Raw genomic sequence first — 21,216 nt, forward strand, 5'->3', positions numbered from 1 at the left:
CGGCCGACTCCCTGGGTACGTCGGCCGACCCTCTGGGTACGCGAGTTCGCCCCTCGTTTTCAGGCGCGGCCGGTGAGTTTGGTCCACGGGACGTGCACCGTGACGCGTTCCCGCAGTTGTTCGTTGATCAGCCACAGTTCTCCGGTTTTGGGCCAGTACGAGAGGTTCTGGCTGTTGACCGGGGCCTGACCGCTCAGCCGGGACGTCGTCTCGCCGCCGACGCCGCCGTGCAGGCAGGAAGGCAGGTCCACGGGTTTGCCCGCGTTCTCGGGACACACGCCGGTGAGCACGAAGTAGCCATTGCGCGACACCGCGCCCTGCACGCCCCACACCGGCGACGAGAAGCCCTCCTTCGCGTGCACCAGACCGTCGGAACCGGTGACGAGCTTCCCGGTGGCGCGGTCGAACGGCCAGCGCACGACGCGGCCGCCCGACTCGGCCGCGTGTTCGGCGGAGACGAACGAGGAATCGCTGTGGTCCAGCGAAAGCGTCGACAGGCACGGGTTCGTCCCCGTCGCCGTGGTGCAGCCCTTGCCGTCGGCGTACCAGTACGCACCCACCTGCGGCAGGGCGTAGTCGTAGAACGCGGCGTGGTACTTGCCGTCACCGCCGAGGCCGACGTTGCCCGCGCTGTCGTCCACCTTCCAGAAGTGTGTCGTGTCGAAGACCCGGATCACGCCGCCGCTCGTCGCGACGTAGAGCAGGTTGCCCGACCAGATCATCCCGTGCCCATGGCCGGTCACGACCTGAAAATCGGTGCCGGAGGTGGGTTCCACGAGCAGTACGTGCCGGTAGCCGAGGCCCGACGCGTCCACAAAGGACAGCCGGACCATGGCGTCCTCCCTGGCGTGCCAGGACGCGGCGACGACGCGTTTGCCCGCCACCGTCCCGGTTTCCGGGTTCGCGTCGCCGGAACCGGTCAGGCCCTGCGGGACCCAGTCGTTGGTCTTCTCGTCGTTCGCGTCCTCCCAGCAGAAGCCCGCCGGGTTCAGTGCGGCGGCGAGGTGCGTGGGGTGACAGAGCGGGCGGGCCTTGCGGTTCGCCGTGCTCAGGATCTCGGCCATACCACGGGGTTTGAGCTGGGCTTGCTTTTCCAGCTCCGCGATCCGGGCACCGTAGTTCTCGAAAGTCTCTCCGGCGGTCAGCCGGAAGCCGTCGACGGCCGCCGCGCTCAGCCGGGGGAAGGCCGCCGCCGCGTTCGCGGCCGGGGTCACCACCGCCAGCAGCACCGCCGCCACCAGGCCCGTCAGAAGTCCACGTCTCATACGCGCCACCGTGCCCGGGCGGCGTACACGTTCGATACAACCGCTCAGGGCACGACGAGCCCGCGCGAGCGCAACGATTCCTCGATCCGCAGTCGTTCGAGGTCACGGTCGAGGCCCTCGGGCAGTTCCGCCAGCCGGTGCGGGACCTCGATCTGCCGGCAGGCCTGATCGAGCAGCGTGTCGTACGCCTGCCGCGCGCCGATCCGCCGGGCCGCGGACGTGCCGGGCGAGCAGCGCGCCAGATCACGGTGGACCCGGCGCAGGTCCGCCGCGAGCCGTTCGATCGGCGGCCCCGCCGGGACGGGCGGGCGGCGCCGCTCGCGCCACCACCGCAGCAGCCCGGGGACACGCAGGGCGCACCAGAACAACGCCGAGGGGGCGACGGTGACCACGGCGTAGAGCACCAGAGGCCCGGCAACGCTGCCGGTCGCGGCGGGCATGAACACCATGGTAACGCCGGGAAAGCGCCCCGGCGGCCAGTTTCGCGCGGGTATATTCACCGGGTGCTGACGGACACCTACCGTTACCCGGACACCGGCGACCGCGTCACGGGGACCTTCATCAGCGGGCACGAGCCGTACCCGGGTTACTGGGCGCGCAGCGAGGAACGCGCGCTCGACCGGCTCGCCGCCGAGCTGACCGGTGTCCTCGGCCCCCGTGCGGACGTGCGCGCGCTCGACGCGGGCTGTGGCGGCGGCAGGTTGCTCGGCTGGCTCTCCCGGTTCGCCGCCACCGTCACCGCAGCCGATCCCGACCCCGGACGTCTCGCCGAGGCGCGCGCGGTCACCCCGCCGCCGGACACCGCGCTGGAGTTCGCCGTCGCCCCGGTCGTCGAACTGGACGGGGGCCCGTACGACCTGGTGCTGTGCAGTCACGTGATCCAGCACGTCCCGACCGGCGACGTGACCCCGCTGCTGCGCCGCCTGCACGAGCTGACCACGCCGGACGCCGTCCTCGTCCTCGCCTACAGCCGCGCGCCGCTGGGCCGGGGCGGGTTCAGCCTGGACAGCGTCGACGACGCGGCACCCGGCACCGTCCACTCGCGACGCGTCGGGCGAGCCGAGTTCGACCACGCGCTGCGCACCGCGAAGAGCACCACGCTCCCGATCCGGCTGCTCGACCCCGCCGACGTCGCCGCCGAAGCCGCCGCCGCGGGCTGGCGGACGACCTGGGAGTGGACCTACCACGTGCTCGACGACCTCGGCCCCGCCGATCGGCACATCGACCGCGACGAGCTGGTCAACGCGTCCCCGCCGCTGCGCCGTCACCTCGGCCGCGACCAGCTCGCCGTGCTGCGGCGCACCGCCCGATGAGCCGCGGCCCCACGCTGCTGCTGTCGTTCGCCTGGGCCGTCCCGCTGGAGAAGGACGAGGCCGCGCGGATCTTCGACGACGGCGCCTCCCGAAGCCTGCTCGCCCCGCTGTCCGGCGCGCTGCACGACGAATGGACCGCCGCCGAACGGTTCCTCGCCACCTACAGCGAGGAGCCGGACCGCAGGCTGCTGTGCGCGCCGGGCGACGGCGAAGCGCTGTCCATCGCGGTCGGCCCGCACCCGCTCCCCTGCCGCACCGTGGTCACCTGGCATCCGGCGTACCACGCGATGACGTTCGTGTTCACCACCACCGTGCGGGCGCCGGAACGCGACGCGCCCGCCGCCGACGTCGACCTGGCCATCGCGCTGCTGCAGAGTCTGCAGGGCCGGACCGCGCTGGGCGATCAGGGACTGTATGGCTGTTATCGCGGCGAGAAACAACCCTCGCTGCTCGCCGCGGTGACCAAGGCGTTCGACGAACTCACCCGGAGCTGTGAGACGGACGGCTTGCGACGCAAGGGCTGGTGCGTCGAACTGCGGGGCTACGACGGCCGTCCGCCCGCGCCGGTCGTCGCCGCCGATCCCCGGCCGTACTACGGGCTCGCCACGAGCGACGAGGGCTGGCGGTTCGTGCCCCGCGAGGTCGCACGCGACGCGCTCGGGCCGTCGTGGGGCACCCGGTCGTTCGTCGCCGCGTACGCGATGGCGACCGGGATCGTCTGCCTCAACAGCAAGGACGAGGAGTACATCGACAACCAGCGGGAACTCGCGGTCCGCCGATTCGGCGCGCCGGAGCCGTACTTCGGCATCGACAGCTCGGTCGCCGGTCTCGACCACGGGATGCTGTTCGTGCTGGAGCGGGTGCTGATCCGGATGGCGCTGGCCGACCAGTGGCTGCGCCGCGCGCAGCGCGCGCACGAGGAGGGCGGGGACCCGGCGAGCCGCACCCGCCTGCTGCGCGGCTCGCTCGACGACATCCTCGAAATGCTCAACTCGGTGCTGCCCGCGGAGGTCGACTCCCTGGAACGGCGGCTGGTGACCAGCATGGGCGTCGAACGGATCATCCGGCAGCTCGACCGGCAGGCACAGGCGATGGACGAGGAGACGAGGTACTCCTACGAGAGCACCGTGAGCGCCCGCGTCACCCGGCTGACCAGGGTGACGGTGCTGCTGACTGTCGTCACGATCGTGCTCGGCGTGCTGCAGGTCCTCGTCTCGATGTGAACCGTCTCGATGTGAGCCTCACCCCGAGTTGCGGCGCTTGCGCCCCCGTTCTGCGAACAACAGCGCCGCGCCCGCCAGTGCCATGACGACGCTCGCCGCGATGTGCAGTTCCGGCGGCAGCAGGTGCAGTTGCACGAACCAGCTCCGCGAGGACGCGTCGGCGAGGCGGTTGATGAGCCCGCCGACCCCTTGGACGACGAGCAGGATGCCCAGCAGTTCGATCATCGGTTCGCCCTTTCCGGTGTGGTTTCCGCGCGCTCACCGAAGATCTCCTGCCAGAGCGGGCCGGTGGCGAACCAGATCGCGGTGAGGACGCCCAGCCTCGGCAGCCAGCCCCACAGCGGCGCGACCTGCTCCGGCGTCCCGATGACCAGGATCGCGGCGAGCAGCAGCACGGCGGCGATCGCGCTGGCCAGCACGCATTTGCCCCAGTCACGCCATTCCTTGCGGGCCCTCTCCCTGCCCGCCGGCTTGGGCGGGGGCGGCGGGCCGCCGGCGAACCGGTGCGCGAAGCGGACGTCGGCCCAGCGGATCATGCCCGGCCCGAACACCACGCTGAAGCCGAGGTACACCGCGGCGAGGCCGTGCACGAAGTTCGCCTTGGCCCCGCCCGCCAGGTCGACGACCGTCAGCACGAGCACGACGACGTCGATCACCGGCGTCATGGCCAGCAGCACGCCGCCGGTCCGCTTGAGCCGCAGCGGATAGCGGGCGACGAGCCCGGCCACGATGAACACCCAGAAGGCGATCTCGCCCGCGGCGATCACCGCGGCCATGGGGTTGTCCGCGAAGAATTTCCCGATGTCGTTCACCGCTGAAGCCTCACCCGCGCGGACAGGTCAGCGCGTCGGCGGAGGGCACGAGATCACCGTCATCAGTTCGTAGGACGCGGACGCCGCGCGGATGTGCTGGGATGGTGCCGTGCCCCTGCGAGCTCTCCCCCGGTTGCGGACCCTGCCGGTGTGGCAGCAGGACACCGTCATCGCGCTGGGCACGTGGCTTATCGGCCTGCTGGTCTACGTCGCCGGGATCCACCAGCTGCTGGGCGGCATCGACGCGAATCCACTGTGGATCCGGCTGACCGAGCTGACCGTCCTCTGTGGTCTGGAGCTGCTGCGCCGCTGGGTGCCCGGCGGGCTGCTGCTCGCCTGCGGCGTGCTCGCGGCGGACATCACGCTCGGGCCGTCGCTGCCGGTGCTCATCGTCTTCACCGACTTCCTGTACGCCGCCACGCTGTACGGCTCGCGGCGGACGAGCCGGGTCATGATCGGCATCGCCGTCGCGGCCACGGCCGCGGTGGTCGTCGCGGTGGCCGCGCTGTCGGCGCAGTGGCGGCAGGCGGTGCTCGCGGCGCTGGGCTGCCTGCCTTTCCTGATCACCCCGGTGTGGTGGGCGGCCAACGTCCGTCAGCAGCGCGACATCGCCGACACGGAGCGGGCGAACGGCGAGCAGCTGGCGAAGATCGCCGAGCTGGACCGCCAGGCCGCGGTCGGGGCGGAGCGCGCGCGGATGGCGCGGGACCTGCACGACGTCGTCGCCGGGCACCTCTCGGCCATCGCGATCCAGTCCGAGGCCGTGCTGTCCAGCTCGGGCACCAACCCGGCGCTGGCCCACGGTGTGCTGGAATCGGTGCGGGAGAACAGTGTCAGCGCGCTGGAGGAGATGCGGGCGATGATCGGCCTGCTGCGTTCGGCACAGGGTGACGCGGAAATGGAGACCACCGCGCCGCCGCGGCTGGCCGAACTGTCCAAACTGGTCGAATCGGCGCGGGCGAGCGGGCTGCGCGTCGAGGTACGCTCCACAATGGACGGACAAGGGCTGCCCGCCGCGGTCGATCTCACCGCGTACCGGATCGCGCAGGAGGCGCTGACCAACGCCGTCAAGCACGCGCCGGGCGGCCGGGTCGTCCTGGGCATCCGGCGCGACGGCGGCGTCCTGACCATCGAGGTCAGCAACGGGCTGCGCCGGGACAGGCCCACGGCGGAGGGCACCGGGGCCGGGCTGGGCCTGCTGAACATGCGCGAGCGCGCGGCGGCGGTCGGTGGCACGCTGAGCGCGGGGCCGTCCGGCACGGACTGGCTCGTCCGCGCCGAGTTACCGGTGGAGGGTTGAGTGACGGTCCGGGTTCTGGTGGCCGACGACCACGGGGCGATCCGGGCGGGGCTGATGCTCATGCTCGGCAACGACCCGGAGATCGAGGTCGTCGGCGAGGCGGCGGACGGTGCCGCCGCGGTGCGGCAGGCCAGGGCGCTGCGCCCCGACGTCGTGCTGATGGACGTGCGGATGCCGGGCACCGACGGCATCGCCGCCACCCGGCAGGTGATCGCCGAGAACCTGGGCGAGGTCCTCGTGCTCACCACTTTCGACCTCGACGAGTACGTGCACGCCGCGCTCCGCGCCGGGGCGGCGGGGTTCCTGCTCAAATCGGTCGAAGCGGCCCGGCTGATCGAGGCCGTCAAGCTCGTCGCCGCCGGGGAAGGCGTGCTGGCCCCGCAGGTGACCCGCAAGCTGATCGCGGCGTTCGCGGCGAGCAGCCGGGAACCCGCGCCCGTGCCGAGCGGCCTCGGCGAGCTGACCGACCGCGAGCGCGAGGTGCTGGGCTGTCTCGGCGCCGGCCTCTCCAACGCCCAGATCGGCACCCGCCTGCACATCGGCGAGACCACGGTCAAAACCCACGTCTCCCGCGTGCTGACCAAGCTCGGCCTCCGCTCCCGCGTCCAGGCCGCCATCCTCGCCCAGGAAAACGGCGTCCCCGCCCCCTGATCACGCGAGATCTCCCTCTGATCACGCGAGTTCCGCCCCTGATCACGCGAGTTCCGCGCCGGATCACCCCGAATGGCCGATCTGCGCGGCCCGGTGCGATCTTCTAACGTCGTCGCATGAGTGTGCGGCGGACTTTGGACGTGGACGAGGTTCTCGGCAGGCAGGACTCGGGCGAGCTGAAGCGGCGGCTGCGGGGCCGGGATCTGATCGGCTTCGGCGTCGGGATCATCATCGGGACCGGCATCTTCACCCTCGCCGGCGTCCAGGCCAAGACGCACGCCGGCCCGTCGGTGACGTTGTCGTTCGTGCTCGGCGCGGTGGTCGCCGGGCTCGCGGCGCTGTGCTACGCCGAATTGGCCTCCAGTGTTCCGACTGCCGGGAGTGCCTACACCTACGCCTTCGCCACGCTCGGCGAGGTGTTCGCCTGGATCATCGGCTGGGACCTGCTGCTGGAGTTCGCGCTCGGCGCGGCAGTGGTGTCCCGCGGCTGGTCGGGGTACCTGGCGAACCTGCTGGGCCTGTCCCCCGAGCTGTTCGGCGAGAAGGCGACGGTGAACATCGGCGCGGTGCTGATCATCGCCGTGCTGACCGTGGTCGCGGTGGTCGGCATCAAACAGTCGGCCTGGCTGACGAACCTGCTCGTCGTGGTCAAGGTCGCGGTCTGCGTGCTGATCCTGGTGGTCGGCGTGTTCTTCGTGAAGGCGTCGAACCTCGTCCCGTTCATCCCGCCCTCGGAACCCGCCGAGGCCGGGACGAGCGCGCTGCACCAGCCCGTGGTGCAGGCGGCGCTGGGGCTGAGCCCGTCGTTGTACGGCGTCGCCGGGATGCTCACCGCGGCCGCGGTGGTGTTCTTCGCCTACACCGGGTTCGAGGCGCTGGCGAACCTCGGTGAGGAAACCATGAACCCGCGCAAGGATCTGCGCGTCGGCATCCTCGGCGCGCTCGGCGTCTGCGCGATCCTCTACATCGGGGTGTCGATCGTGCTCACCGGCATGGTCCCGTTCACCGACATCGACACCGGCGCACCGCTGGCGGACGCGTTCGACCGCGTCGGCCAGCACTGGGTCGGCGCGCTGATCTCGCTCGGCGCGGTCACCGGGCTGACGTCGGTGATGATGGTCGAGCTCGTCACCATCGGGCGGATCGGCTTCGCGATGGGCCGCGACGGGCTGCTGCCGAGGAAACTCGGTACGACGCATCCGAAGTGGGGCACGCCGCACCGGATGACGATCGGCGGCGCCGTGCTCATCGCGGTGCTGGCCGCGTTCGTGCCGATCTCGGAACTGGCCGACATGGTCAGCATCGGCGCCCTGTCCGCGATGATCATCGTCGCGGTCGCGGTGCCGGTCCTGCGCCGCCGCCGTCCCGAACTGCCGCGCCCGTTCACCGTGCCGTTCTCACCGGTGCTGCCGATCGTGGCCGCGCTCGCCTGCTTCTACCTGATGCTGAACCTGGACGTGCTCACCTGGGTCCGGTTCGCGGTGTGGCTGGCGGTCGGCCTGCTCATCTACTTCACCTACGGCCGCAAGCACTCCCGCCTCAACACCCCGGACAGCCGAGCGGTCAGGAGTCCCAGAAGCGCGGGGTGAGGCGGGCGACGTCGACGGCGGCGCCCGCCACCAGCGCCTGGTCGGCGTCGGCGACGAGCAGCACGCCGGACGGGCCGCTCCGCAGCGCCGCGGTCACCCATTCCAGCGGCTGGTCGTGCACTCCGTTGTCCCCCAAGGAAGGGTAAGTGTCCACAACGGACACCAGGGTCCCCTCGGCGCCGATCCGGATTCCGGCGAGCAGCACGAAGTGCCGGGCGGCGGGCCGCCAGCGCGCCGTCCACAGTGGAGGGACTCCGGTGTCGAGGTAGTCGAGCAGGGCCCGTTCCGGGGTGTCGTCCGCGCCCAGCTCGGCCGCGTCGAGCTGGGCGACTACCGCCACGCGCGGCAGTTCCCACAGCGAGACCAGCAGATCGAACAGCGCGTCCGTGCTCCACTCCCCGGTCACGGGAACAGTGGCCAGGCGAGCGCCGGACAACTCGTCGATCGCCGCCGCCAGCCCGGCCGCCGACGTACCCGCGGCGGCGGGGTCGGGGGTTTCCGGGAGACCGAGCCGGAAATCCAGGCGCGGCGCGCTCCCCGGCGGGGCCTGCGCGGGACCGCGGATCGTCCCGGCCGCACGGGCGACCTCGTCCTGGTCGGCCACGTCGACGCCCGCGGCACGCAGCGCGGCGAGCGCGACGAACGCCGCGTCGAGGCCGTCCTTCTGCGGCAGCTCGGCCCGCGCCTCGGCGGCCAGCCGGGCCCCGCCGGGCAGCCAGCGCACGTCGGACAGGTCGGTGTGGCCGCCGTCGACTCCCGAGGACATCAGAAGTCGTTCCCCCTTCAGCCTTTGTTCGTCAGTACCGCCACAGATGGGCGGCGATGATCTCGTCCGCGGACTTCCCCTCCGCCCACGTCGCGTCGGAGGCCCGAACCGCGCGGAACGCGCCGAGCAGCTCGTCGCCGAGTACCCCGGCCACTCGCGACGATGCCAGAAGCGCGGCGTCCTGCGCGGCCGGGTCCTCCGGAAGCCTTGCGACACCGCGGGTTTCGCGGTCCCCGGCGCTCCACGTCCCCGGGTCCTCGGCGATCGGCTCGGGCGGGACGACGCCGTCGGCGATCCCGGCCATCCCCGCCGCCAGGACGACCGCGAGGGCGAGATACGGATTGGCCGAGGCGTCGGACGTCTTCAGCTCGACGTTCGCGTGATCGGCGCCGAGCAACGAAGATCCGGGGACGTACCGCAGCGGCGCTTCCCGGTTTTCCACGCCCCAGAAGGCATACGCACCGGCGAAGAATCCCGGCCGCAGCCGCATCGTGGACGGCACGCTCGGCGCGGTGATCGCCGTCAGCGCGGGCAGATCCCGCAACAGGCCACCGAGGTAGGCGGCGCCGTCCTCACCGGGGACGTCTTCGCCCGCCAGGAGGTTCCGGCCCTTGCGGCGCACCGAGGTGTGCAGGTGCCAGCCGTTGCCCGCGGCGCCGGGCCCGATCATCGGGGCGAAGCTGACCACGAGCCCGTGGGCGTGCGCGGCGGCGTGGATGGTCTGGCGGGCGAGCAGCTGGTCGTCGGCCGCCGACACCGGATCCGTGACGCCGAGGGAGAGTTCCAGCTGTGCGAGGCCGTATTCGGCGTGCAGCTGGCCGATTCGCAGGCCGTTGGCGTCGAAGTCGTGCAGCAGCCCGGCGACGAAGTCGTCGAGGCCGATCAGCGCGTGCGGGCTGTAGGCGGGCCCGGGATGGCCCGGTGCCGACACGATGTCCGCGCTCCCCGCCGGGGCGACGGCGAACTCCAGTTCGTATCCGGCGCGGAATTCGAGGCCCCGGCGATCGGCCTCGGCCACCTGGCGTTCGAGGACGGCTCGCTGGCAGTACGGCCACGGGGATCCGTCCGCGGCGAGCTGGCGGCCCGGCGCCCAGGCCAGCGCGGGCTGCCCCGCGAGCCGCCGCAGCCGCTCGATGACGGGCACGAGCCGGATGTCGCCGGACGGCGTGGCGAGGCCGCGGTGGCCGTAGGTGATCGCGTCGTGGCTGTCGAAGACGGCGAACAGCGAGGTGGTCCCGACACCGTGGGTCGCCGCGTCGGCGAGTCCGGTGATCGGCACGATCCGCGACCGCGGGATGCCGTTGTTGTCCGCCCAGGCGACATGGACCCCGCTCACCCCCGCGGCGGCCAGGTCCTTGGCCGCGGCCGACGCCGCCTTCGTCATCCGGCCAGTATCACCGCTCAGCGCGATCGCGGCTATCTAACCGGGCGGTTCCGGCACCGGCTTCTGCCCTGTCTCCCGCCCGCGCAGCGCGACCCCCGCCACGACCGCCAGCGTGCCGAGCGCCTCGACGGGACCGGGCACCTGGCCGAGCACCACGAACCCGGTCACCCCGGCGGTGACCGGCAGCAGGGCCAGCAGCAACGCGAACCGGGCCCGCCCGGCGCGGCGCAGCACGACCTGGTCGAGCGCGTAGGGCACGACGGTCGAGAGCACGCCGACCCCGATGCCCAGGACCAGCAGACGTGGCGAAGACCACACCTCGCCGGTACCGAGCGCCAGTGGGGAGAGCAGCACCGTGGCGATCACGAACCCGATCGCGAGCCCGTCGATCCCCGCGCCGGCCTCCGCGACCCGCTTGCCGAGCACGATGTAGGCCGCCCAGGCCGCCGCGGCGCCCAGCGCGAACACCACCCCCAGCGCGGCGCCCTCCAGCCGCACGTCGGCGATCGCGACCACCCCGGCGGCCACCAGCGCCACCGCGAGGAAGTCACGCACGGTGCGCGAGCCGAACGCCGCGACCGCGACCGGTCCGGCGAACTCCAGCGCGACCGCCGTGCCCAGTGGCAGCCGCGCGATCGCCTCGTAGAACAGCACGTTCATCCCGGCCGTGACCACGCCGAACGTGGCCGCGAGCAGCAGCGGACGGCCCCGCCAGGCCGAGGCGGGCGGACGGCGCCAGGCGATCAGCACGATCGCCGCCCCGAGACAGCGCAGCCAGGCGACCCCGGCAGGCGTCGCATGTCCGAAAAGTCCGACCGCGATGGCCGCCCCGGCGTACAGGGAAATTCCGCTGAGAACGAACAAGATCGGCGCGGGTATCGCGCCGAGACGTTTTGCCGAGATCACCGAAGCCACTCCCGCATGGTGCCTGACCACGCGAAACACCGTCCGGCGGGGGCGCATCTCCCGGCTTGCGGGAATCCGTTACGGCATCCGGGGTAATTCGGCGTGACGCAGCTCCCACCGGCGCGGGAACACTTGCGGGCCCCGAAACGTCTGCAAGAGTGGAAGCACGAACACAACGGAGCCGGCGCGATCCTCGCACCGGAGTCACCACCGGAGTGGGCGTAGCTGGATCGAGGGCATCGGGCCACCGATGCCGGGACGGAGGGAGACCCCCATGACAACGCCGACGCTCACCCGCCCCGAATTGACCGCCGCCGACCGTTGCGACCGGTGCGGAGCCGCGGCACAGGTACGTGCCGTCCTCTCCACCGGTGGCGAGCTGCTCTTCTGCGGCCACCACGCCCGCGAGCACGAGTCCAAGCTCAAGGAACTCGCTGCCGAGATCATCCGGTAGTCCCGGGCCCCACGATCCGTTCGAGGGCGGCAGGCGCGCGAGCGTCCGCCGCCCTCCTTCTTTTCCCGTGCTGTCCCGTGCTGAGGGACGTGAGCTGAAGGGCGCTTTCAGTGCGTTGGACGCGCTGAAGGGCACCTTCAGTGCGCCAGACGCGCTGAAGGGCGCCTTCAGCGCATCCCGGCCGTCGCGAGTGGACCGGTCGCGACCCGCGGCCCCCGGATGTCTCGAACGACGCGTTGGGGACGTTCAACGTCCCCAACGACGCGTTCGGGACGTTCGACGTCGCGAACGACGCGTTCGCGACATGGCGTGCGGTGCCGAGCCCCGTGCCGAGGGACGCCTTCGGTGCGTTCAGTGCGACAGGGGCGTCCCTCGGTGCGGTGGACGCACCCAGGGCGTCCCTCGGTGACCGGCCCACGTCGAACCGGGACGCGGGTCAGACCCGGTCGAGGGCGGATTCGAAGGCGACTTCGGCGGCGCCGAGCAGTTTGACGTCGGCGCCCAGCGCCGAGCCGACGATCCGCGTCCCGCCGACCGCCCGGCTCACCAGGCTCCGCCGCCGGACGTCCGCGGCCACCGAGCGGACGATCTCCTCCGGCAGCACGGTCAGCAGGTCACCGAGCACCACCAGCTGCGGGCCGAGCAGGTTCACCACGTTGACCAGGCCGAGCGTGAGCCATTCGACGAACTCCCCGAGCCGCCGCGCGGCCTCCGCGGGGTCCTGTCCCAGCTCCCGCAGTTCGAACAGGATGGCCCCGCGCGGGGTGTCCTCGGGCAGGCCGAGCGCGCGGCACAGCGCGGCCTCGCCGACCTCGGTCTCCCAGCAGCCGCTGCTGCCGCAGTAGCAGGCCCGCCCGCCGGGCCGGACCACCATGTGGCCGACCTCGCCGACGTACCCGGCACCGCCGCGCAGCGAGGAGCCCTCGGCGATGACACCGCCGCCGACCCCGACGTCCGCCGAGATGTAGACCGCGTCCGACGAGCCCCGCGCGGCACCGCGCAGATGCTCGGCGACCGCGCCGAGCTCGGCGTCGTTGCCGACCAGGATCGGGATCCGCAGCACGCTGCCGAGCCGCTCCCCCAGCGCGACGTCGGTCCAGCGCAGGTTGGGCGCCTCGTGCACGTGGCCGTCCGAGCGCCGGACGACGCCGGGGACCGACACCCCGGCCGCGACCGGGGACACGCCGAGGTCCCCGGCGAGCATGGCGGTGGACTCGAGGACGTGCGTGATGACCTCGTCGGGCTCGCGCATGCGGCCGCGCAGGTTCCAGCTGTTGCGGCCGAGGATCTGCCCGCCGAGCCCGACCAGCGCGATGGCGACGTGCTCGACCTGGAGGTCCACTGCGAGCACCACCGCCGCGTGCGGCTGCGGCAGGACGAGCAGCGAGGGACGGCCCGCGCCCCGCCCCGGCCGCGGCACCCGCTCCTCGACGACGCCGGCCTCGGCCAGCCCGTCGACGAGGGTCTTGATGGTGCTCCGGTTGAGCCCGAGTTCCGCGGCCAGCGTCGCCCGTGTGCTCGGCCCGCTGACGTGCAGCAGCCGCAGCAGCGTCGTGCGGTTGTGCCTGCGCACCTCGTCGGGTCGAGCAACGGGCGTGCTGGTCACGGGGTCATCTTTCCACGCGGTGGGTCACCGCGCCGACACCGCCGCGCGACGGCGGGACAAGGCGTCCACTGTGGCCGCGAGCAGCAGCACCAGCCCGGTGATGATGTTCTGCACCGCGACCGGCTGCTTGAGCAGGCCGAGCCCGTTCGCGACGACGGCCAGCACCATGCCGCCGATGACCGCGTCGAAGAGCCTGCCCTTGCCGCCGAACAGCGAGGTCCCGCCGATCACCGCGCCGCCCACCGCGAACAACAGGGTGTTCAGCCCGCCGGCCTGAGGGTCCACCGAACCGACCTTCGACGAGTAGACGATCGCGCCGATCGCGGCGACGGTGGAGCAGATCACGAACACGCTCGCGCGGATCTTGTCCACGTTGATCCCCGCGCGCCGGGCGGCCTCGCGGTTGCCGCCGACGGCGTAGATGTGCCTGCCGTAGCGGGTCCGGTTGAGCACGTAGGTCCCGATCGTCAGTAGCACCAGCACGATCGGCACCACGTACGGCACGCCCTGGATGACGATGTTCGAGTTCGCCGCGCGGTTGAGCGTGAACAGATACGTCGACACCGCGGCGATCACCGCCACCGCACCGACCTTGGCCAGCGCGAGCGGGGTCGGCTGGACGACGAGTCCGCGCCTGAGCCGGGAGAAATGCCTGCCGAGCGTCACCCCGGCGAAGCCACCGGCCCCGACGATCGCCAGCGCCCAGCTGCCCGCGATGGACAGGTTCCCGTTGGCCACCTTGTTGAGCACGTCCGAGTTGCTGATGTTCAGCGTGCCGCCCTCGCCGATGAACTGCAGGATCACGCCCTGCCACACGATGAACAGCGCGAGCGTCACCACGAACGACGGCATGCCGATCTTCGACACCAGGAACCCGGTGATACAGCCGATCGCGGCGCCGACGCAGATCGCGAACAGCATCTCGATCCACGGGTTCGCGGTGACCCCGGACAGCACGATCGCCAGTGCCCCGACGGAAAGCGCCGCGCCCGCCCAGATCCGCAGGAACAGCGCGAGCAGCGCGGCCACCGCGAGAATGGCGACGAAGATGAAGAACACCGTGCCGCCCAGCGAACCGAGCAGGTTGCCGTTGCGCACGAAATGCAGTGCCATCACGGATCCGGCGACACCGGAGGCGGTGCCCGCGGACAGGTCGATCTCGCCGAGCAGCAGGACGTAGACGATGCCCATCGCGATGATGGTCTGCCCGGCGCCCTGCGCGAGCAGGTTCGCGATGTTGTTGAGGGTGAAGAAGAAGTCCGACAGCGCGGAGAACAGGATCACCAGCACGACGAGGCCGAGCAGCGCGGGCAGCGAGCCCAGCTGGCCCGCCTTGAGCCGGGAGAAGTAGTCGCGGATCGCCTCCGAGGTCGACATCGACGTCGTGTCGATGCCGAAGTCGGTGATCGCCGCGGACGGGGAGAGCTTGTCGGCGAGCTTCGGCTCGTCCGCCGCCAGTTTCTGGGGTGTCTCAGTCATTTCCGGTTCTTTCTTCCCGCTCACAGGACCGCGGCTTCGGGCCGGGCGAGGCCGAGTTCGCCGGAACGCCCGGCGGTGATGAGCTCCACGACCTGGCCGTGGGTGACGTCCTTGGTGTGTACCTCGGCGACGAGCCTGCCGAGGTAGAGCACCGCGATGCGGTCGGCGACCTCGAACACGTCGGCCATGTTGTGGCTGATCAGCACGACGCCGAGCCCCTGCTCGGCGAGCCTGCGGACCAGGTCGAGCACCTGCCGGGTCTGCGCGACGCCGAGCGCGGCGGTCGGCTCGTCCAGCAGGACGACCTTCGAGTCCCACAGCACGGACTTGGCGATCGCGACGGTCTGCCGCTGCCCGCCGGACAGCGCGGAAACGGGCGTGCGCACCGACTTCACCGTGCGGACCGACAGCGAAGCCAGTGTTTCGCGGGCGGCCTTCTCCATGCTCGCCTCGTCGAGCAGCCACCGGCTGCCGCGTTCCCTGCCGAGGAACATGTTCTGCACGATGTCGAGGTTGTCGGCCAGCGCGAGGTCCTGGTACACGACCTCGATGCCGAGCGCGGCGGCGTCGCGCGGGCCGTGGATGTGCACCGGTTCGCCGTGGAAGCGCACGGTTCCCGAGTCGGTGCCGTGGATCCCGGCGATGCATTTGACCAATGTGGACTTTCCGGCGCCGTTGTCGCCGACCAGTGCGGTGACCTCACCGGCCCGGACGTTGAAGTCGACGTCGTGCAGGACGTGGACCGGCCCGAAGCTCTTGTTCACCTGGTGCAGTTCGAGGATGGGTTCGCTCATCGCTTTTCTTTCCGGCGTGGTGACCGGGCCGGGACACGCGGTCGGGGCGCGCGTCCCGGCCCGGCTGTCTGCGGGGGACTTTCCGGCCTAGGAGATGCCGAGCTGGGCGCACGCCGCGGCGAGGTCGCCCGCGCACACCTCGGACGCCTTGACGTAGCCCTGGGCGATGACGTCCTTCACGCCGTCCTTGGTGGTCAGCTTCGGCTGCAGCAACACCGACTTGACCTGACGGTTGCCCTTCGGGTCGTTGCTCTTGCCGGTGGCGATCGCGTCGGCGGCGGCCTTGTCGCCCTTGGCCAGCGCGGTGACGAGCTTGGCGGTGGCCTCCGCCTCTTCCTTGACCGGCTTGAACACCGTCATGTACTGGTCACCGCGCAGGATGGCCCGGAGGCCGTCCGCGGTGGCGTCCTGACCGGTGACCGGGACCTTGCCGTTGAGGCCGACCTTCTTCAGCACGGTGATCACCGCGCCGGCGAGGCCGTCGTTCGCCGCGACGACGCCGTCGACCTTGCCGTTGTTGGCGGTGAGGATCTGCTCGAAGACCTGGCCGCCCTTCTGGTTGTTCCAGTCCTCGATCGCCTGCGACTGCACCAGTTTCAGGTCGTTGCTGTCGTACTTCGGCTGCAGCACGCTCTTCTGGCCGTTGGCGAACAGCGTGGCGTTGTTGTCGGTCGGGGCGCCCTCGATCTGGATGACCTGCGCGCCCTTCTTGTCCTTCAAGGCGTCGGCCAGGCCCTGGCCCTGCAGCGCGCCGACCTTCTCGTTGTCGAACGAGACGTAGTAGTCCGAGCTGCCGCCGAGGTTGAGCCGGTCGTAGTCGATCGTCGGGATGCCCGCGTTCTGCGCCTTCTTGGCGACCGCGGCCCCGAGTTCGCCGTTGATCGCGGCGATGACGAGCACCTTGACGTTCTGCGCGATCATGCCGTCGGCGAGCGTCGTGAACTTCTGGACGTCGCCCTGCGCGTTCTGCACGTCGACGTCGAAACCCTGTGCCTTGAGCGCCTCGGTGAGCATCGGCTTGTCGAAGGCTTCCCACCGCGCGGAGGTCGCGGTCTCGGGCAGGATGACCCCGATCTTCCCGTTCGCGCCGCCCGAGGACGGGGCGGACACGGTGGAACTGCCCGAGCCGCCGGGAGCGGCGCTGTTGGCGCCGCAGGCGGTCAGCACCAGCGCGGAAGCCGCCGTGGCGGCGAGGAGGGTTAGGGTTCTGCTGCGCATCCTCGTTCGTTCTCCGATCCTGCTCGCGGGGCGGCGGTCCGGAGATGGCCGGCGCACCGTCGCGCATATGTTGTGGCCGACAACATATGTCGCTGACCGGCGTCGCGGAAGATAGCTGGATCGATTAAGTACCCGAGAACGGACACGGTTTGGCAACGCGTCCGGAACCGCGCCCAGGCAGGCAACGATGTGATCGCTACCAGGAACGGAGCGTGACGATCCGTTCTTCGAGCTGCTCGACGGTGGCCATCGCGGTGGGCGGCCCGCCACACACGCGGCGCAGCTCGTTGTGGATCGCGCCGTGCGGTTTCTTCGTGCGGTGGTGGTACATCCCGACCAGCGCGTTGAGTTCCTTGCGCAACGCGCCGAGACGCTCACTCACCGTCTGCCGGACGGGTGGCGCGGCGGGCTGCTCGGCTTCCTTGGGCTTGCGGCGCTTCTCGTCCGCGAGCTGGTCCTCCTGGCGCTTGCGCAGCAGCGCCCGCACCTGGTCCGGCTCCAGCAGGCCCGGCAGGCCGAGGTACTCCTGTTCCTCGTCGGAGCCGGAGAAGACCGCGGTGCCGAACGAGTTGCCGTCGTAGATGACCTGGTCGAGCTCGGCCGAGGCGTGCAGCGAGGTGAACGCCTTCTCCTCCTCGCCCGGCTCGTCCTCGGTGCGGTTGGCCTGGGCGAGCAGTTCGTCGTCCCAGCCTTCCTTCTCGCGATGCGGCTTGCCGAGCACGTGGTCACGCTGTGCTTCCAGCTCGCTCGCCAGCTCCAGCAGCACCGGGACGCTGGGCAGGAAGATGCTCGCCGTCTCGCCCTTCTTCCGCGCCCGCACGTAACGGCCGATGGCCTGGGCGAAGAACAGCGGAGTGGACGCACTGGTCGCGTAGACGCCGACCGCCAGCCGCGGCACGTCGACGCCTTCGGAGACCATCCGGACCGCGACGATCCAGCGTTCCGAGGACTCGGAGAACTCCTTGATCCGCCCGGACGCCTTCGGGTCGTCGGACAGCACGAGTGTCGGCATCTCGCCGGAGATCCGCTGCAGGATCTTGGCGTAGGCGCGCGCGGTCTCCTGGTCGGTGGCGATCACCAGGCCGCCCGCGTCCGGCACGCCCTGACGCACCTGGGTGAGCCGGGTGTCGGCGGCCTGCAGCACCGCCGGGATCCACTCGCCCGCCGGATCCAGCGCGGTGCGCCAGGCGCGGGCGTTCTGCTCCGCGGTGAGCGGCTCCCCCAGCCGGGCGGTGAACTCCTCGCCCGCGCTGGTGCGCCAGGACGCCTCGCCGGAGTAGGCGAGGAAGACGACCGGCCGGACGACGCCGTCGGCGAGCGCGTCGGCGTAGCCGTAGGAGTGGTCGGCCTTGCTGCGCTGGAAACCGGAGCCGTCGGGCTCGTAGGTGACGAACGGGATCTGCGAGTCGTCGCTGCGGAACGGCGTCCCGGTCAGCGCCAGGCGCCGCACGGCGGGGGTGAAGGCCTCGCGGACCGCGTCACCCCAGGACTTCGCGTCGCCACCGTGGTGGATCTCGTCGAGGATGACCAGTGTCTTGCGGTTCTCGGTGCGGACACGGTGCAGCGTCGGATGCGCCGCGACCTGCGCGTAGGTGACCGCGACCCCGCGGTAGTCCGAGGACGTGACGCCGGTGGTGTTGCGGAAGTTCGAGTCGATGTCGATCCCGGCGGCGGCGGCCGAGGCGGCCCACTGGTGCTTGAGGTGCTCGGTGGGTGTGACGATCGTGACGGCCTCGATCGTGCGATCCGACAGCAGCTCGGCCGCGATCCGCAGCCCGAACACCGTCTTGCCCGCGCCGGGGGTCGCCACGGCAAGGAAGTCCTGCGGTTTCCGCGTCAGGTACTTCGTCAGCGCGCGGCGCTGCCAGGCCCGCAGCGGCCGCGCGGTCGAATCCTCGGCGGCCGGTGGGGCGCCGAACCCTGATGTGCGCTCCGCGGTCTCCGACAAGTCCGGTTCACCCCCTCCGATAGGCCGTTCATCGGCCGTGACGTGCGAAAACCCCCACTGTGCTACCGGCTTCGATGCCGGTTACGGCGGTGAGGGCACTTCCAGGAGCTTACCTTCCGGGTCCGGCGGCGCAGGGCACCGGCACGGGTGGTGTCGGCCGACACGCCCGGGCATCGTCGTGGTGACGAGCCAAATTCGCGCGAATGGACCATGCTGGACATGTCATGAGCGACGAGGTGAACGCCGTGCCCGGCGAGGGCGGCAAGGTGCGCCGCAAGGGCCCGCTGCGCCTGATCGCACGTACGTTCGCCAAGGCGTGGGACGGCAACATCTTCTCCGAGGCCGCCGAAGCCGCGTTCTGGCAGACGCTGTCGCTGCCGCCGCTGCTGCTCGGGCTGCTCGGCAGCCTCGGCTTCGTCGGCGAGTGGTTCGGCCAGGGCGTGGTGTCCGCCGTCCACGACAAGATCATCACCTTCTGCCACACGATCTTCAGCGACAACGCGGTGCGGGAGATCATCGAACCGACGGTCAACAGCATCCTGACGGTCGGGAAGGGCGAGATCGTCTCGGTCGGCTTCCTGATCTCCCTGTGGGCCGGTTCGTCGGCGATGTCGTCCTTCGTCGACGCCATCACCGTGGCGCACGGCCAGTACGGGGTCCGCAACGACGTCTGGCAGCGGATCTTCGCGCTGCTGCTGTACCTGTGCGGGCTGGTCATCCTGGTGGTCGGGCTGCCGCTGCTGGCGATCGGGCCGGACCTGCTGCCGCAGTTCTTCCCGGTCAGCTGGCGCGACACGGTGACCAGCTGGGTCAGCACGCTGTACTACCCGGTGCTCGGGGTGATGATCGTCCTGGCGCTCACGACGCTGTACAAGCTCTCGCTGCCGCGACGGCTGCCGTGGCATCGCGGGCTGCCGGGCGCGGTGCTCGCGATGGTGGTGTTCCTGCTGTCGAGTATCGGGCTGCGGATCTACCTGAACTGGATCACCAAGACCGGCTACACCTACGGCGCGCTCGCCGCTCCGATCGCCTTCCTGCTGCTGATGTTCTTCATCGGGCTCGCGGTGGTCGGCGGCGCGTATTTCAACAGCGCGATCCAGGAGCTGTGGCCGGCGAAGCCGACCCGGCGGCAGCGCCGGAAGTGGCGCCGGCTGGAGATGGAGCGGGTCAGCGAGAGCATCCGCGCCGACGAGGCGAAGCCCTATTCGGACCGCATCACGCTCCCGCTGCGCCGCCCCAAGTCGCCGCCGGTACCGCCCGCCGCCACCGGCTCTGCGGACCACGGTGGCGACACCCCGGCGCCGCCACCATCCACGAAAGACGATCAGGCGCCAGAACAGGCGAGGACCCCGGGCCCGACCCGCGTCCCCCGCACCGACTGAGCACAAGCCCCGGCACTCCAGGTTCTCCCTCCACAGTGGACAGAAGTGCGCCGCGGGGTCAGGAGCGCTGGAAGCGGTAGGTTTTGCTGTCGAAGGCGATGCAGATGCTCGGCGACATGACGATGACGCGCAGGGTGCCGTCCCGCTCGTCGAAGTCGATGCCCTCGACCTCGAAGTTCCCACCGCACGTGCTGCGCAGCGGCAGCTGACCGAGCGAGGTCACGTGCCCGGTGACGTCCGAGCCGGACAGCGGGCCCGCGAGGTCGACCTGCAGCAGCGGTTTCGTGGTGCCGAAGAGGCTGCCGTCGGGATCGTCGGACGCGCAGAGCAGCCGGGTCGCGGTGAGGAAGTCGCAGCCCTGGACGTCCCGCACGGAGTGGTCGAGGCGGATCGCCGAGGCGTACGGCAGGTTCTTCGACGCGTCGGGGAAGGCCGCGCCGGGCATCGGGTGCACGAGCAGGCGGTCCATCGTGCCCCACTCCCCCGCGACCATCCAGCGCGCGTCGGGCGACACGGCGGCGAAGGAGTTGTTGTTCGCCTCCCAGGATTCCAGCGCGTGCTGGTAGTTGGCCCACGAACCGTCCGGAGCCTGCACGCGGAACAGCTTCGCGCCGCGATCGTCCCGCTGGTACGGCTCGACGTACCAGCCCTGCGCCGAACCGGGGTCGCCGACGTGGTTCCAGCCCTTCGACGACAGGTCGGCGGGGATCGTGCCGACTCCGGTGTAGCGGATCGTGGTGCCCGAAGGCCGCACGATGGTGGCCAGGCCCTGGCTCTCGTCGAGCGGCCGCGCCCGGTCGGATCCGACTTCCTTCCAGCCGGTGACGGCCTGGGCGAGCGAAGGCGCGGCGGTGGCGAGGAGGGCGACCAGGGCGAGCAGGGCGAGCAGGATCGCGGTTCTGCGCATGATGGCTCCGTCCATGCGGGAGGGACTGGCCAGTACTTCTACCAGTCGTCACCGCACAGGACAGCCACCATGTGAAGGATTTTCACCTCTGTTCACCGGGACGCTCCCCCCGGGGCCGCCACACCGAGCGTCCGGGGCCCACCCAGCCGTTGTCCGTGAATGCCACAATTAGGGCCACAGAGTGGCTCAATGTTGGCTTAAAGGACCCTCGCGGAGCGG

At 71.0% G+C, this 21,216-nt stretch carries 20 protein-coding genes; 7 read left to right on the forward strand and 13 right to left on the reverse strand.

All coding sequences use genetic code 11. From position 1 onward, the window contains the following. Positions 1–59: 59 nt before the first annotated feature. Complete coding sequence (locus ACFW0G_RS20815) at positions 60–1,265, reverse strand: hypothetical protein (protein ID WP_378326981.1); 1,206 nt, start codon at positions 1,263–1,265, stop codon at positions 60–62. A gap of 44 nt (positions 1,266–1,309) precedes the next feature. After that, entirely contained in the window at positions 1,310–1,705 is a 396-nt protein-coding gene (locus ACFW0G_RS20820) for a hypothetical protein (RefSeq protein ID WP_378326982.1), read from the reverse strand. Positions 1,706–1,768: 63 nt separating this feature from the next. Between ACFW0G_RS20820 and ACFW0G_RS20825 the strand changes: the two genes are divergently transcribed. Then, on the forward strand, positions 1,769–2,578 hold the full coding sequence (locus tag ACFW0G_RS20825) for a class I SAM-dependent methyltransferase (RefSeq protein WP_378326983.1): 810 nt from the start codon (positions 1,769–1,771) through the stop codon (positions 2,576–2,578). Then, on the forward strand, positions 2,575–3,801 hold the full coding sequence (locus ACFW0G_RS20830) for a hypothetical protein (protein ID WP_378326984.1): 1,227 nt from the start codon (positions 2,575–2,577) through the stop codon (positions 3,799–3,801). Before ACFW0G_RS20825 ends, ACFW0G_RS20830 begins: the two co-directional genes overlap by 4 nt. Before the next feature lie 18 nt (positions 3,802–3,819). Here ACFW0G_RS20830 and ACFW0G_RS20835 read toward each other — a convergent pair whose 3' ends face one another. Both ACFW0G_RS20835 and ACFW0G_RS20840 read right to left on the reverse strand, forming a co-directional pair. After that, positions 3,820–4,026: a hypothetical protein gene (locus tag ACFW0G_RS20835; RefSeq protein ID WP_378326985.1), complete on the reverse strand. Its 207-nt coding sequence runs from the start codon at positions 4,024–4,026 to the stop codon at positions 3,820–3,822. Then, a complete protein-coding gene (locus ACFW0G_RS20840; protein ID WP_378326986.1) occupies positions 4,023–4,613 on the reverse strand; it encodes a hypothetical protein in 591 nt (196 codons plus the stop codon). The genes ACFW0G_RS20835 and ACFW0G_RS20840 overlap by 4 nt, the downstream gene beginning before the upstream one ends. A gap of 91 nt (positions 4,614–4,704) precedes the next feature. Between ACFW0G_RS20840 and ACFW0G_RS20845 the strand changes: the two genes are divergently transcribed. From ACFW0G_RS20845 to ACFW0G_RS20855, 3 genes are all read left to right on the forward strand, one after another. Continuing rightward, on the forward strand, positions 4,705–5,913 hold the full coding sequence (locus tag ACFW0G_RS20845) for a sensor histidine kinase (RefSeq protein ID WP_378326987.1): 1,209 nt from the start codon (positions 4,705–4,707) through the stop codon (positions 5,911–5,913). Then, complete coding sequence (locus ACFW0G_RS20850; protein ID WP_378326988.1) at positions 5,914–6,564, forward strand: response regulator; 651 nt, start codon at positions 5,914–5,916, stop codon at positions 6,562–6,564. 116 nt (positions 6,565–6,680) lie between these two features. Further along, the gene (locus tag ACFW0G_RS20855) at positions 6,681–8,153 is read left to right on the forward strand and encodes an amino acid permease (RefSeq protein ID WP_378326989.1); all 1,473 of its coding nucleotides are present in this window, start codon (positions 6,681–6,683) and stop codon (positions 8,151–8,153) included. Here ACFW0G_RS20855 and ACFW0G_RS20860 read toward each other — a convergent pair. From ACFW0G_RS20860 to ACFW0G_RS20870, 3 genes are read right to left on the reverse strand one after another with little or no spacing between them, the layout of a single operon-like run. Next, positions 8,128–8,919, reverse strand: coding sequence for a DUF6885 family protein (locus tag ACFW0G_RS20860; RefSeq protein ID WP_378326990.1), 792 nt, complete (start codon positions 8,917–8,919; stop codon positions 8,128–8,130). The genes ACFW0G_RS20855 and ACFW0G_RS20860 overlap by 26 nt on opposite strands. 31 nt (positions 8,920–8,950) lie before the next feature. Continuing rightward, positions 8,951–10,303, reverse strand: a complete 1,353-nt coding sequence (locus ACFW0G_RS20865; RefSeq protein ID WP_378326991.1) for a glutamine synthetase — start codon at positions 10,301–10,303, stop codon at positions 8,951–8,953. 36 nt (positions 10,304–10,339) lie between these two features. After that, positions 10,340–11,143: a DMT family transporter gene (locus tag ACFW0G_RS20870; RefSeq protein WP_378327006.1), complete on the reverse strand. Its 804-nt coding sequence runs from the start codon at positions 11,141–11,143 to the stop codon at positions 10,340–10,342. 340 nt (positions 11,144–11,483) lie between these two features. Between ACFW0G_RS20870 and ACFW0G_RS20875 the strand changes: the two genes are divergently transcribed. Further along, positions 11,484–11,663 (forward strand): hypothetical protein, encoded by a 180-nt coding sequence (locus ACFW0G_RS20875; protein WP_345387499.1) that lies wholly within the window; start codon positions 11,484–11,486, stop codon positions 11,661–11,663. Positions 11,664–12,099: 436 nt separating this feature from the next. Here ACFW0G_RS20875 and ACFW0G_RS20880 read toward each other — a convergent pair whose 3' ends face one another. From ACFW0G_RS20880 to ACFW0G_RS20900, 5 genes are all read right to left on the reverse strand, one after another. Continuing rightward, on the reverse strand, positions 12,100–13,269 hold the full coding sequence (locus ACFW0G_RS20880; protein WP_378326992.1) for an ROK family protein: 1,170 nt from the start codon (positions 13,267–13,269) through the stop codon (positions 12,100–12,102). A 24-nt stretch (positions 13,270–13,293) separates the two neighbouring features. Continuing rightward, a complete protein-coding gene (locus ACFW0G_RS20885; RefSeq protein WP_378326993.1) occupies positions 13,294–14,748 on the reverse strand; it encodes a sugar ABC transporter permease in 1,455 nt (484 codons plus the stop codon). A gap of 20 nt (positions 14,749–14,768) precedes the next feature. Continuing rightward, on the reverse strand, positions 14,769–15,542 hold the full coding sequence (locus ACFW0G_RS20890) for an ATP-binding cassette domain-containing protein (protein ID WP_378326994.1): 774 nt from the start codon (positions 15,540–15,542) through the stop codon (positions 14,769–14,771). A gap of 87 nt (positions 15,543–15,629) precedes the next feature. Continuing rightward, positions 15,630–16,760, reverse strand: coding sequence for a sugar ABC transporter substrate-binding protein (locus ACFW0G_RS20895; RefSeq protein WP_378326995.1), 1,131 nt, complete (start codon positions 16,758–16,760; stop codon positions 15,630–15,632). Positions 16,761–16,956: 196 nt separating this feature from the next. Next, complete coding sequence (locus ACFW0G_RS20900) at positions 16,957–18,708, reverse strand: DEAD/DEAH box helicase (RefSeq protein ID WP_378326996.1); 1,752 nt, start codon at positions 18,706–18,708, stop codon at positions 16,957–16,959. Positions 18,709–18,932: 224 nt separating this feature from the next. Between ACFW0G_RS20900 and ACFW0G_RS20905 the strand changes: the two genes are divergently transcribed. Further along, the gene (locus tag ACFW0G_RS20905) at positions 18,933–20,090 is read left to right on the forward strand and encodes a YihY/virulence factor BrkB family protein (RefSeq protein WP_378326997.1); all 1,158 of its coding nucleotides are present in this window, start codon (positions 18,933–18,935) and stop codon (positions 20,088–20,090) included. A 58-nt stretch (positions 20,091–20,148) separates the two neighbouring features. On the opposite strand, the gene ACFW0G_RS20910 is transcribed toward ACFW0G_RS20905, so the two are convergent. Then, entirely contained in the window at positions 20,149–20,997 is an 849-nt protein-coding gene (locus ACFW0G_RS20910) for a hypothetical protein (protein ID WP_378326998.1), read from the reverse strand. Between the last annotated feature and the right edge of the window lie 219 nt (positions 20,998–21,216).

Source organism: Amycolatopsis sp. NPDC058986 (assembly GCF_042741125.1).
In the GTDB taxonomy this organism is placed as follows: Bacteria; Actinomycetota; Actinomycetes; order Mycobacteriales; family Pseudonocardiaceae; genus Amycolatopsis.